The sequence below is a fragment of the Streptococcus mitis genome (assembly GCF_003942795.1).
Lineage (GTDB): Bacteria > Bacillota > Bacilli > Lactobacillales > Streptococcaceae > Streptococcus > Streptococcus mitis_BJ.
Window position 1 is genome coordinate 162,094 of record NZ_RJNY01000002.1, and the last position, 11,743, is coordinate 173,836.

The following is an 11,743-nucleotide window of genomic DNA, read 5'->3' on the forward strand; positions in this document are numbered from 1 at the left end:
AATCATCAAAAAAATGGTATAATGGTAGGGAAAGATTCGGCTGAAAGTTTTAGAACTTTTAGAATAAGAGGGTAAACCTACCCTATAATCAAGATAATTAAGTTTCGGAGGGAAAATGAGTAATATCAGTTTAACAACACTAGGTGGTGTACGAGAAAATGGGAAAAATATGTACATCGCTGAAATTGATGAATCTATCTTTGTTTTGGATGCAGGGCTTAAATACCCTGAAAATGAACAACTAGGGGTTGATGTCGTCATTCCAAACATGGACTACCTTTTTGAAAATAGCGACCGTATCGCAGGGGTCTTCTTGACTCACGGGCATGCGGATGCCATTGGTGCCCTGCCTTATCTCTTGGCAGAGGCTAAGGTGCCTGTGTTTGGTTCTGAGTTGACCATTGAGTTGGCGAAACTCTTTGTCAAAGGAAATGATACGGTTAAGAAATTCAATGACTTCCATATCATTGATGAAAACACGGAGATTGACTTTGGGGGAACGGTTGTTTCCTTCTTCCGTACGACTCACTCTATCCCAGAAAGTCTGGGAGTTGTGTTAAAAACACCAAAAGGGAACATTGTTTACACAGGCGACTTCAAATTTGACCAGACGGCTAGTGAATCCTATGCGACGGATTTTGCGCGTTTAGCCGAAATCGGCCGTGACGGTGTCTTGGCACTTCTCAGTGATTCTGCGAATGCAGACAGCAATATCCAGGTGGCGAGCGAGAGTGAAGTTGGGGATGAAATTACCCAAACCATCGCTGACTGGGACGGCCGTATCATCGTTGCAGCGGTTGCCAGCAACCTTTCTCGTATCCAGCAGGTTTTTGATGCAGCTGCGGAGACTGGCCGCCGAGTCGTTTTGACTGGATTTGATGTTGAAAATATCGTCCGTACAGCGATTCGTCTCAAAAAATTATCTCTAGCTAATGAAAGTCTCTTGATCAAACCAAAAGAAATGTCTCGTTTTGAAGACCATGAGTTGATTATCCTAGAGACAGGTCGTATGGGTGAACCCATCAATGGGCTTCGCAAGATGTCTGTTGGGCGCCACCGTTATGTAGAAATCAAGGATGGAGACTTGGTTTATATTGTAACAACTCCATCCACCGCCAAAGAAGCAGTTGTGGCTCGCGTTGAAAATATGATTTACCAAGCTGGTGGTGTAGTAAAACTCATTACTCAGAGTTTGCGAGTATCAGGACACGGAAATGCGCGTGATTTGCAGTTGATGATCAATCTTTTGCAACCGAAATATCTTTTCCCTGTCCAAGGGGAGTACCGTGAGTTGGATGCGCATGCCAAGGCTGCCATGGCAGTTGGAATGTTGCCAGAGCGCATTTTCATCCCTAAAAAGGGAACGATCATGTCCTATGAACATGGAGACTTCGTCCCAGCTGGAGCAGTTTCTGCAGGCGATGTCATGATTGATGGAAATGCCATTGGTGATGTTGGGAATGTCGTTCTTCGCGACCGTAAGGTCTTGTCAGAGGATGGAATCTTTATCGTGGCCATCACTGTTAACCGTCGTGAGAAGAAGATTGTGGCTAAGGCTCGTGTTCATACGCGTGGATTTATCTACCTTAAGAAAAGTCGCGACATTCTCCGTGAAAGTTCAGAATTGATTAACCAAACGGTAGAAGAGTATCTTCAAGGTGATGACTTTGACTGGGCAGATCTCAAAGGCAAAGTTCGTGACAATTTGACCAAGTACCTCTTTGATCAAACCAAGCGTCGCCCAGCAATCTTGCCAGTCGTGATGGAAGCTAAATAATAAGCAGAATACCTACGGAAAAAGTCGATATTCGGCTTTTTCTTATAGAATAGTAAAAGGAGACAACCATGGCAGTTATGAATATTGAGTATTACTCAGAAGTTTTGGATATGGAGTGGGGTGTTACCGTACTCTATCCAGATGCTAGTCGAGTGACTGAACCAGATTGCACAGATATTCCTGTTCTTTACCTTTTGCACGGAATGTCAGGAAATCAAAATAGCTGGCTCAAGCGTACCAATGTCGAACGCTTGTTGCGTGGAACCAATCTCATTGTTATCATGCCCAATACAAATAATGGCTGGTACACAGATACTCAGTATGGCTATAACTACTATACTGCTCTAGCAGAAGAACTCCCCCAAGTCATGAAACGTTTCTTCCCCAATATGACCAGCAAGCGAGAAAAAAACTTCATAGCAGGTCTCTCCATGGGTGGCTATGGCTCCTTCAAGCTGGCTCTCGCAACCGATCGTTTTTCTCATGCGGCTAGTTTTTCTGGTGCACTCAGCTTTCAGGATTTTTCTCCTGAAAGTCAGGATTTGGGCTCTCTTGCCTACTGGAGAGGAGTTTTTGGAGAGATCAAAGACTGGACAGCTAGTCCTCATTCGCTTGAAAGCATGGCTGCAAAGTCCGATCAAAAGACCAAACTATGGGCTTGGTGTGGGGAGCAAGACTATCTCTACTCTGCCAATAATCTCGCAGTGAAAAACCTCAAAAAGCTTGGTTTTGAAGTAACCTATAGTCATAGTCCAGGTAAGCACGAGTGGTACTACTGGGAAAAACAATTGGAACGTTTTTTGGCTACTCTACCAATTGACTTTGTCTTGGAAGAACGCTTATCTTAGTTTTAGATTTCTTTCAGCTTTCTTCAGTAAAATAGAGAATCTATCTTAATCAAGGAGAATGTGATTTCAAGATAGGTTCTTATTTTTATGAAAGGTGGGGCGTCATGTTCTGGATTATTCGATTATTGTTCCGATTTCTGTTGGGAATTTGGCGTTTCTTCTGGCGTCTGGTTTGGACTGTGGTCATTCTACTTCTCATTGCTTTTGGAGTGCTTTGGTATCTGACAGGTGATTTTCATTCTGCGGTCAATCAGGTTGAAAAAATGAGTAAGATTGGTCAAGGTGGCTGGAATCAATGGAAGGAGACGGGAACGCTGGAAGTCTTGTCTCAGACAGACAGTCACCAACATGCAGAAGGCAAGTGGACTCAGGCCTCGGCTCGCATCTATATTGAGCCTCAAATGGATGAGACCTTCCAAAGTGCCTATGCAGAAGCTATAAAAAACTGGAATCAAACGGGAGCCTTTACCTTTGAGGTGGTTGCGGATCCTAACCAGGCAGATATTGTGGCAAGTGAGATGAATGATGGATCGACCGCTGTAGCAGGTCAAGCTGAGAGTCAAACCAATCTGTTGACCAATCAATTTATATCTGTAACGGTTCGCCTGAATCACTATTATCTATCCAATCCAAACTATGGATATTCTTATGAACGGATCGTGCACACGGCGGAGCACGAGCTGGGACATGCCATCGGATTGGATCACACCAATGAGACTTCTGTCATGCAGCCAGCAGGTTCCTACTATGGAATTCAGCCTCGAGATGTGAAAGCTGTTCAAGAACTCTATACCAGTAGCGACTAGCTGAAGTTGGTACAATCTAAAATAAAATCAAAGCTCCTCCATCAAGTGATCGGTGGGGCTTTTTGTTCGTCCTGTTACGGCCTTTTTGCTATAATGGAACTATGAACAACTTGATCAAATCAAAACTAGAGCTCTTACCAACCAGCCCTGGTTGCTACATTCACAAGGATAAAAATGGTACTATTATCTATGTAGGAAAGGCTAAAAATCTGCGCAATCGCGTGCGGTCCTATTTCCGTGGTAGTCATGATACCAAGACGGAAGCTCTGGTATCTGAGATTGTGGATTTTGAATTTATTGTCACTGAGTCTAATATTGAGGCGCTTCTCCTAGAAATCAACCTGATCAAGGAAAACAAGCCCAAGTACAATATCATGCTCAAGGATGATAAGTCCTATCCCTTCATCAAAATCACCAATGAGCGCTATCCTCGCTTGATTATCACCCGTCAGGTCAAGAAGGACGGAGGACTCTACTTTGGCCCTTATCCAGATGTAGGGGCAGCCAATGAAATTAAGCGGTTGCTGGATCGGATTTTCCCTTTTCGGAAATGTACCAATCCGCCGTCTAAAGTCTGTTTTTATTACCATATCGGCCAATGTATGGCCCACACCATCTGTAAAAAGGATGAGGCTTATTTCAAATCCATGGCTCAGGAGGTTTCTGATTTCCTAAAAGGGCAGGATGATAAAATCATTGATGACCTCAAGGGGAAGATGGCAAAGGCAGCTCAAAGTATGGAGTTTGAACGTGCGGCGGAATACCGTGACCTGATTCAGGCTATTGGAACACTTCGGACCAAGCAACGGGTCATGGCGAAAGATTTGCAAAACCGTGATGTCTTTGGCTACTATGTCGACAAGGGCTGGATGTGTGTACAGGTTTTCTTTGTTCGTCAAGGCAAGCTCATCGAGCGCGACGTCAACCTCTTCCCTTACTACAATGATCCGGATGAGGATTTTTTGACCTATGTGGGACAATTCTATCAAGAAAAATCCCACCTGGTTCCCAATGAGGTACTGATTCCGCAGGATATTGATGAAGAAGCGGTTAAGGCCTTGGTGGATACCAAGATTCTCAAACCCCAACGTGGAGAGAAAAAACAACTGGTCAATCTAGCCATCAAAAATGCCCGTGTCAGTCTGGAGCAGAAGTTCAATCTGCTAGAAAAATCAGTCGAAAAGACACAAGGAGCTATTGAAAATCTAGGACGCTTGCTTCAAATACCAACTCCGGTTCGCATTGAGTCTTTTGACAACTCCAACATCATGGGGACCAGTCCTGTTTCAGCTATGGTGGTCTTTGTCAACGGTAAACCAAGTAAAAAAGACTACCGAAAGTACAAGATAAAAACGGTTGTCGGTCCAGATGACTATGCTAGTATGCGTGAGGTTATTCGCAGACGTTATGGTCGAGTACAACGAGAAGGTTTAACCCCGCCAGATTTGATTGTCATTGATGGGGGACAAGGTCAGGTCAATATCGCAAAGCAAGTCATCCAAGAAGAGCTAGGTTTGGATATCCCAATTGCAGGCCTGCAAAAGAATGACAAGCACCAAACCCATGAACTGCTCTTTGGAGATCCACTGGAAGTGGTGGAGTTGTCTCGCAATTCTCAGGAATTTTTCCTCCTCCAACGCATCCAAGATGAGGTACACCGCTTTGCCATTACCTTTCACCGTCAATTGCGCTCCAAAAATTCTTTTTCTTCACAGCTGGATGGAATTGAAGGATTGGGACCTAAACGTAAGCAGAATCTCATGAAGCATTTCAAGTCTCTCACTAAAATCAAGGAAGCCAGTGTGGATGAAATTGTCGAAGTTGGTGTGCCGAGGGTAGTCGCAGAAGCTGTGCAGAGAAAGTTGAACCCTCAGGAAGAAGTGGAATTGGCTCAAGTGGCAGAACCATTAAAAGAATTGGAATAAGTATCTAGATAGAAAGTAGAAGAAATGAATAGGATTGAGATTGACAGAGATATACTCCTTTTTTTACGATTTGCTTACTTTGGGAATTCAAAAGATTTATTTTTAGCTGCAACTACTCGAGCCTATCTGGATTTTAATCGAACCTTGCGATTTCATGGCATGCCAGATGAACAGCGCTTGGAGATGAGAAATCGGGCCTCTAAATGTATCAAAGAAGCGATTTTAAATCTCTTGAATCGGGACAAGCTGTGTCAAACTGATTTTGATAGTTGGCATCATAGGACTTGTGATAGTATTATAGAATGCTATCGTTCAAATGGGATTCGATTCACTTATGGTCATGCTCAAAAGTGGATTAATATGACGTTCAAGTATCTGTATATGCTTGAAGCTGTAACCCTAGACTCCGTTTTTCCTTTTTTACACGTACCGATAGATAACATCGTGTTAGAGAGGGCGAACAAACAGTTGTGTATCCCAAAACCTTCTCAAGTGTGGAGTAGTTGGGGAGATTACGCTTTCTATCTTCAATATCAAGAACATTTGAGGCAAAGAATAGGCAAGGAAGCTCCTCTTCGTTGGGAGTTTCACAATTGGCTAGATGAAATAGAAAAAGGAAAACCATCATGAACCATAAAATCGCAATTTTATCAGATATTCATGGCAATGTGACTGCACTAGAAGCGGTGATTGCAGATGCTAAAACTCAAGGAGCCAGTGAATATTGGCTTCTGGGAGACATTTTCCTCCCTGGTCCAGGCGCAAATGACTTAGTCGCCCTGCTAAAGGACCTTCCTATCACAGCCAGTGTTCGAGGCAATTGGGATGATCGTGTCCTTGAGGCCTTGGATGGCGAATATGGTTTGGAAGATCCGAAAGAAATCCAGTCAATGCGCATGACCCAGTTTTTGATGGAGCGAATGGATCCTGCAACGATTGTCTGGCTACGAAACTTACCTATGCTGGAAAAGAAAGAAGTTGACGGACTGCGCTTTTCTCTCTCTCATAATTTACCTGAAAAAAACTATGGTGGGGACCTACTGGTTGGGAATGATACAGATAAATTTGACCAACTGCTAGATGCGGAAACGGACGTGGCAGTCTATGGTCATGTCCACAAGCAGTTGCTTCGTTATGGCAGTCAAGGGCAACAAATCATCAATCCAGGGTCGATTGGCATGCCCTATTTTAATTGGGAGGCATTAAAAAATCACCGTGCCCAGTATGCCGTGATAGAAGTGGAAGATGGGGAATTGGTCAATATTCTATGTCGAAAAGTTTCTTATGATTATGAAGCGGAGTTAGAATTGGCCAAATCTAAGGGGCTTCCCTTTATCGAAATGTATGAAGAGCTACGACGAGAAGACAACTATCAGGGGCACAATTTGGAACTTTTGGCTAGTTTAATCGAAAAGCATGGGTATGTAGAGGAGGTAAAGAATTATTTTGATTTCTTGCAAAGTGAGAAATAAAATGGACGCCCTTAATTGGAAGTGAGGTTTGTAGTCGAATCGCTTAGAAAAGAGTCAGACGATGAGGAAGAAAAGATGCCTTAGCTAAAGTTTGACATTAAAATTATTTTGTTATAGAATGGACTTAATTCTTAATAAAAAGGGGAACATTATGAAGAAAATTATTGCAGCCAGTATGGCTCTTTTATCTGTTGTTGTTTTAGCAGCATGTTCAGGGAAAACAACGTCTGATTCTTCGACTAAAAATTCAAGTTCTGTAGAGCAAACTTCTTCTTCAGAGACCTCATCAACAACGTCTAGTTCAAAGACAGAAAATAATGAGGTTGTTTTGATCACCGATGAAGAAATTGACAATGCTAAAACTGTTGGAGATGTGAAGAAAGTCTTTAGTAAACTAGTTGACAATTATAAAAAGCATGCAGTTGAAATTGGAGAAAAAATTCCAGAGAGTGGAAAAGAGGCATATAACACCCAAGTTGAACCCGCACTTAAGTCTATGGAGACTGTAAGAGAGTCGTTTAACGAAAGCCTTTCAAGTATTGGTTCTGATGATACAGTAGTGCCAGAACAAACGCGTACTCTATTTGTTCAACAGTTAAAAACTGGACGTGACACAATGAAGAAAGCGCTGGAAGCAGCTTATAAAGCAGTTGCTCCATACACATCTGGTCAATAATATGAGAAAGTAGGTGAGTTATCACCTGCTTTTTGATTTGTTTAAATCCAAAACGATACCTACTTAAATAGCTTCAAATTAATAGCAGAGAGTTTGAAAGAAGTACTAACTCTATGAAAAATCTCTGCAAGCTCTTTTAAAACATGGTAGACTGGAAGCAGTAGAATTAGAAAATAAAATCGCGATTGAACCATGCTAATCTTGAATTCAGTGCACGAGACCAGAACGGCTATTGGTTCTATAATATAAGGTAATTAAGACCAAGTTGCTTTATAGAATGATATAAGGAGGTGTGTTAATGAATAAGCATAAAAAATGGGGTATTATTGCTTTAGTAATCTGTATTATAGGAGGAGTTGTAATGTTTAGTTTGAATCAACAAAAAGAAAAGACATTGGAAGAGAAAATGAGAATCGAACAGGATAGGATGGCACTATTTGTGGTTAATAGAGTAAAATTAAAAACACAGAATCCGATTGAAACTATAGAATTCATAGAATTCAGAAAAAATGAAACAACAGGAACCTGGCGAATAACACTTGTAATTAATGGAGGGGCGACAATATCCCTATCAGAGGATGCTTTTGGGGATGTTATACGGACATCTGGATATTATTTAGAAGACATGTATGTTGACGAGGCGGATATTCCCTATACAAAGACAATTGATAATATAAAAATTAGTTATCTAATCTAATAGTAGTATAGAGATGAGATATGATATAATAAACGGAAATGGATTGAGGGGAAATTATGGTTAAAATAAGCAATAATATATTAGGAATAGTCTATATCATTTCTTACCTATGTCTTCTTTATTGTCTCTGGTTGTGGAATGGTCCAACGTTCCTTTTTTTGACATTTATTTTCTGAGGTCTTCCCTTGTTGATAATAATCCTTCCCTTATTAGGTATCTGGATATTTACAAACTTGAAATCCCTGGTTTTGATTGGTTATGTGGCAAGTTTATTGAACAGTTATTATCTTTATTTGGTTCTTGGAAACTTTCATTTGGAGAGGATTACTGATACAGCAGGATATAAAATTCCATTATCACCGTGGTTATCTATTGCAATTATTGTGGTTGATTGTTTGTTTTTATCAGTAGCTACATTGGGATTTTATAAAAACTTCATCTTACCTTTCTTTAAAAAGAATGACGTAGACAAGGAGTTACTATGAAAAAACGAATCAAAATGAGTATCATCACTTTAGTAATCTGTATTATAGGAGGGATTGTAATGTTTAGTTTAAATCACCAAAAAGAAAAAACGTTGGAAGAGAAAATGAGAATTGAACAGGATAGGATGGCGTTATACTTAGTCAATCATTACGAAGGAGTTCGCATGGTAGAATTCGAATCTTTCTCTAAAGATAATATAACAGGAACATGGAGTGGTGATGCGCTTGTTAATGATAAGTACTATGTTAGATTCACATTATGGAATCTAGGTGGTGAGATTAGCATGTCCCAACTAACATCTAGAAATTCAGGTGAGGTTTTAGAGAAGAGAAAACAGATTGATAGTAAATCAGACTTGGACATAGATGTAAGATATAGTAAATTAAAATGATAACTGAAAAAGATTATAGATATATTGCTGATGATGTTTATAAAGTGGATGCTCTAAAGGTGAATAGGCCTTATAGTAAGGATGATTTAGTTGGGAACGATCGGTTTAAAGTAATCTCTAATCCTATAGATAACACCTCCAACGGTATGCAGGCGATGGCGGTTGCTCCTGTGGATAAAAATGGAAATGTGGATGATAGCCATGTAGTGATTGCTTATGCCGGGACGAATAAAGATGATCGACTTGACATCCAAACAGATATCCAATCAATAGGATTTGGTGATAGACGGATGTTGTCGGATTCGGAAACAAAGACATTTAGAAAATCTCAATTTCAAACGGCTCTGAGTTTTGCGGAAGAAATCGAAAAAACTTATCCCTCTGCTAAAATTACGACTACGGGCATTCGCTTGGAGAGTCTCTGGCTATGTATGTCGCTTTGAAGCGAGGTTATGCTAATGTTAGTTAAAACAGCTATTTATATTATACTATAAGGTAATTGGGCTAGTTACTTTACAGGATAATATAAGGAGGTGTGTTAATGAATAAGCGTAAAAAATGGGGTATTATTGCTTTAGTAATCTGTATTATAGGAGGAATCGTAATGTTTAGTTTGAATCACCAAAAAGAAAAGACATTGGAAGAGAAAATGAGGATCGAACAGGATAGGATGGTATTGTATTTAGTTAATCATTATGAGGGAATTAATGGAATAGAATTTAATGATATAGAAAATAATGCTACAACAGGTTCAAGAACTGCGTTATTAACTGTAAATAAAGAACTTAAAATGGAAATTACTTTCTTTAAATTTAATGATAAAACTGACAATTATGTAATTAGTTGGAATAAAAGATTAAATTTACAAGAAAAAAATGAAATTACTAATCAACAAACAACAGATAATATTAAAGTGAAATATTGGAACAAGTGATGAAAATAACAGATAAAAATTATAATGATATTGTCGATGGAGTTTATAATGTTGATGCAGGAAAAGTAAAACGACCTTGGAGAGACGATAAGATTTTTAAATCAAATGGACAAACCTTCCGCGTTCTCAAAACCGAAGACAACACCTCCAACGGTATGCAGGCGATGGAAGTTGTGCCAATTAATAAAGTAACAGGTCAGGTGGACCATAGGCATAAATATGATGTGATAGGCAATGTTGTGGGGAATGAAAAGAAAAAGTTATTTATGCTATACTATAAGGCAATTATAGGATAATTATTTTACAGGATAACGTAAGGAGGCATTCTATGAAAGCTAAAAAATTGATAGTTAAACTATTTTTATTAGTTATAACAATATTACTTTTAGGAGGATGTAAAATGTTTGATAATAAACCGACTTTAACCAAAGTGCAGCAAGATAATGTGGTGAAAAGAATTAGTAGATATTATGAGTTTGAACAAATTACTTTTAAGCAATTCAAGAAAGATAGTAATACAGGTTCATTGTTGTTAACTATAGAACTCAATGGAAGTGAAAATATGCGAACAACTATTATTTTTGATGATATGAGAGACTTTAATGATTCTTCTAGTGAAATAGGATTATCACCAATTTCTCACTTTGAAAGTATAAGGAGAGAAAAAGAACTTTCAATAATTAGCGTTAATATTACCAAGTTAAATATAAAATATTTGGAGGAATAATAATGGTAGCTGAGCAAGAATATAGATATTTAGTGGATCAAGTCTACTGGGTTGATAATTTGCGTTCGGAAAATTCTCCAAAAGAAAATGAAGTTTATTATTATAGCAATAAAAATCCTAAATTAGGCCAATTCCAAGTTCTCAAAACCAAAGACAACACCTCCAATGGTATGCAGGCAATGGCGGTTGCTCCTGTGGATAAAAATGGGAATGTGGATGATAGCCATGTAGTGATTGCTTATGCAGGGACGAATAAAGACGATCGGCTTGACATCCAAACAGATATCCAATCAATAGGATTGGGTGATAGACGGATGTTGTCAGATTCGAAAACAAAGACATTTAGAAAATCTCAATTTCAAACGGCTCTGAGTTTTGCAGAAGAAATCGAAAAAACTTATCCCTCTGCTAAAATTACAACTGCGGGGCATTCACTTGGAGAGTCTCTGGCTATGTATGTTGCTTTAAAGCGAGGTTATGCGAATGTTCAGTAAAATAGCTGTTTATGTTATACTATAAGGTAATTGAGACCAAGTTGCTTTATAGAATAATATAAGGAGGCATGTTAATGAATAAGCGTAAAAAATGGGGTATTATTGCTTTAGTAATCTGTATTATAGGAGGGATTGTAATGTTTAGTTTGAATCATCCAAATGGTAAAATTTTTGAGAATAAATTAACTTTGACAAAAACGCAACAGGATAATGTTGTTAAGGGGATAGTAAAAAATTATGATATTGATAGTATTGAGTTTTTAGAATTAAAGAAAGATATAAAAACAGGTACATATCATTTAATATTTATTATAAACGACAAGATTAAAACGGGTCTATCGGTATCACGTATTGAAGAACTAAATTCAAATCTAAATAATATTGGTTTAAGTCCTATTGAAAATTTTAAAGAATTAAAAAGAGGACAACCACTTGATGAAACTGAAGAGATACTTAACTTTATAAAAGTGAAATACATAGGAGAATGATATGGGAATAACTGATGAGCAG

General features: G+C 38.9%; 13 protein-coding genes and 2 pseudogenes. All 15 read left to right on the top strand.

Annotated features, from left to right (window positions below; genetic code table 11):
- Positions 1-115 precede the first annotated feature (115 nt).
- The 15 genes and pseudogenes from D8847_RS01865 to D8847_RS01940 all read left to right on the top strand — a co-directional run bounded on the left by D8847_RS01865 (position 116) and on the right by D8847_RS01940 (position 11,721).
- A complete protein-coding gene (locus tag D8847_RS01865; protein ID WP_000065596.1) occupies positions 116-1,777 on the top strand; it encodes a ribonuclease J in 1,662 nt (553 codons plus the stop codon).
- Between the two features lie 68 nt (positions 1,778-1,845).
- Positions 1,846-2,625 (top strand): alpha/beta hydrolase, encoded by a 780-nt coding sequence (locus D8847_RS01870; protein WP_125840423.1) that lies wholly within the window; start codon positions 1,846-1,848, stop codon positions 2,623-2,625.
- Positions 2,626-2,729: 104 nt separating this feature from the next.
- Positions 2,730-3,431 (top strand): M57 family metalloprotease, encoded by a 702-nt coding sequence (locus tag D8847_RS01875; RefSeq protein ID WP_125840424.1) that lies wholly within the window; start codon positions 2,730-2,732, stop codon positions 3,429-3,431.
- Positions 3,432-3,532: 101 nt separating this feature from the next.
- Positions 3,533-5,356, top strand: a complete 1,824-nt coding sequence (uvrC, locus tag D8847_RS01880) for an excinuclease ABC subunit UvrC (protein WP_033605966.1) — start codon at positions 3,533-3,535, stop codon at positions 5,354-5,356.
- A gap of 24 nt (positions 5,357-5,380) precedes the next feature.
- The gene (locus tag D8847_RS01885; RefSeq protein WP_125840425.1) at positions 5,381-5,986 is read left to right on the top strand and encodes a hypothetical protein; all 606 of its coding nucleotides are present in this window, start codon (positions 5,381-5,383) and stop codon (positions 5,984-5,986) included.
- The gene (locus D8847_RS01890; protein ID WP_125840426.1) at positions 5,983-6,828 is read left to right on the top strand and encodes a metallophosphoesterase family protein; all 846 of its coding nucleotides are present in this window, start codon (positions 5,983-5,985) and stop codon (positions 6,826-6,828) included. Before D8847_RS01885 ends, D8847_RS01890 begins: the two co-directional genes overlap by 4 nt.
- A 151-nt stretch (positions 6,829-6,979) precedes the next feature.
- The gene (locus D8847_RS01895) at positions 6,980-7,504 is read left to right on the top strand and encodes a hypothetical protein (RefSeq protein WP_125840427.1); all 525 of its coding nucleotides are present in this window, start codon (positions 6,980-6,982) and stop codon (positions 7,502-7,504) included.
- A gap of 298 nt (positions 7,505-7,802) precedes the next feature.
- The gene (locus D8847_RS01900) at positions 7,803-8,201 is read left to right on the top strand and encodes a hypothetical protein (RefSeq protein WP_125840428.1); all 399 of its coding nucleotides are present in this window, start codon (positions 7,803-7,805) and stop codon (positions 8,199-8,201) included.
- 481 nt (positions 8,202-8,682) lie between these two features.
- Entirely contained in the window at positions 8,683-9,078 is a 396-nt protein-coding gene (locus D8847_RS01910) for a hypothetical protein (protein ID WP_125840429.1), read from the top strand.
- Positions 9,075-9,541: pseudogene (locus tag D8847_RS01915) on the top strand (triacylglycerol lipase); the annotation flags it as partial. The gene D8847_RS01910 and the pseudogene D8847_RS01915, both read left to right, overlap by 4 nt.
- A gap of 78 nt (positions 9,542-9,619) precedes the next feature.
- A complete protein-coding gene (locus tag D8847_RS01920) occupies positions 9,620-10,012 on the top strand; it encodes a hypothetical protein (protein ID WP_125840430.1) in 393 nt (130 codons plus the stop codon).
- A complete protein-coding gene (locus D8847_RS10745; protein ID WP_260467755.1) occupies positions 10,012-10,308 on the top strand; it encodes a hypothetical protein in 297 nt (98 codons plus the stop codon). The genes D8847_RS01920 and D8847_RS10745 overlap by 1 nt, the downstream gene beginning before the upstream one ends.
- Positions 10,309-10,340: 32 nt before the next feature.
- A complete protein-coding gene (locus D8847_RS01930) occupies positions 10,341-10,739 on the top strand; it encodes a hypothetical protein (RefSeq protein WP_125840431.1) in 399 nt (132 codons plus the stop codon).
- 131 nt (positions 10,740-10,870) lie between these two features.
- Positions 10,871-11,227, top strand: a pseudogene (locus D8847_RS01935) (triacylglycerol lipase); the annotation flags it as partial.
- An 80-nt stretch (positions 11,228-11,307) separates the two neighbouring features.
- Positions 11,308-11,721: a hypothetical protein gene (locus D8847_RS01940; RefSeq protein ID WP_125840433.1), complete on the top strand. Its 414-nt coding sequence runs from the start codon at positions 11,308-11,310 to the stop codon at positions 11,719-11,721.
- The last annotated feature ends 22 nt before the right edge of the window (positions 11,722-11,743 follow it).

What these genes read in the sequence shown, in the direction of transcription:
- D8847_RS01875 (WP_125840424.1), top strand. Translation starts at nt 2,730, where the DNA reads ATGTTCTGGATTATTCGATTATTGTTCCGATTTCTGTTGGGAATTTGG.
- D8847_RS01865 (WP_000065596.1), top strand. Translation starts at nt 116, where the DNA reads ATGAGTAATATCAGTTTAACAACACTAGGTGGTGTACGAGAAAATGGG.
- D8847_RS01870 (WP_125840423.1), top strand. Translation starts at nt 1,846, where the DNA reads ATGGCAGTTATGAATATTGAGTATTACTCAGAAGTTTTGGATATGGAG.
- D8847_RS01920 (WP_125840430.1), top strand. Translation starts at nt 9,620, where the DNA reads ATGAATAAGCGTAAAAAATGGGGTATTATTGCTTTAGTAATCTGTATT.
- uvrC (WP_033605966.1), top strand. Translation starts at nt 3,533, where the DNA reads ATGAACAACTTGATCAAATCAAAACTAGAGCTCTTACCAACCAGCCCT.
- D8847_RS01890 (WP_125840426.1), top strand. Translation starts at nt 5,983, where the DNA reads ATGAACCATAAAATCGCAATTTTATCAGATATTCATGGCAATGTGACT.
- D8847_RS01885 (WP_125840425.1), top strand. Translation starts at nt 5,381, where the DNA reads ATGAATAGGATTGAGATTGACAGAGATATACTCCTTTTTTTACGATTT.
- D8847_RS01930 (WP_125840431.1), top strand. Translation starts at nt 10,341, where the DNA reads ATGAAAGCTAAAAAATTGATAGTTAAACTATTTTTATTAGTTATAACA.
- D8847_RS10745 (WP_260467755.1), top strand. Translation starts at nt 10,012, where the DNA reads ATGAAAATAACAGATAAAAATTATAATGATATTGTCGATGGAGTTTAT.
- D8847_RS01900 (WP_125840428.1), top strand. Translation starts at nt 7,803, where the DNA reads ATGAATAAGCATAAAAAATGGGGTATTATTGCTTTAGTAATCTGTATT.
- D8847_RS01895 (WP_125840427.1), top strand. Translation starts at nt 6,980, where the DNA reads ATGAAGAAAATTATTGCAGCCAGTATGGCTCTTTTATCTGTTGTTGTT.
- D8847_RS01940 (WP_125840433.1), top strand. Translation starts at nt 11,308, where the DNA reads ATGAATAAGCGTAAAAAATGGGGTATTATTGCTTTAGTAATCTGTATT.
- D8847_RS01910 (WP_125840429.1), top strand. Translation starts at nt 8,683, where the DNA reads ATGAAAAAACGAATCAAAATGAGTATCATCACTTTAGTAATCTGTATT.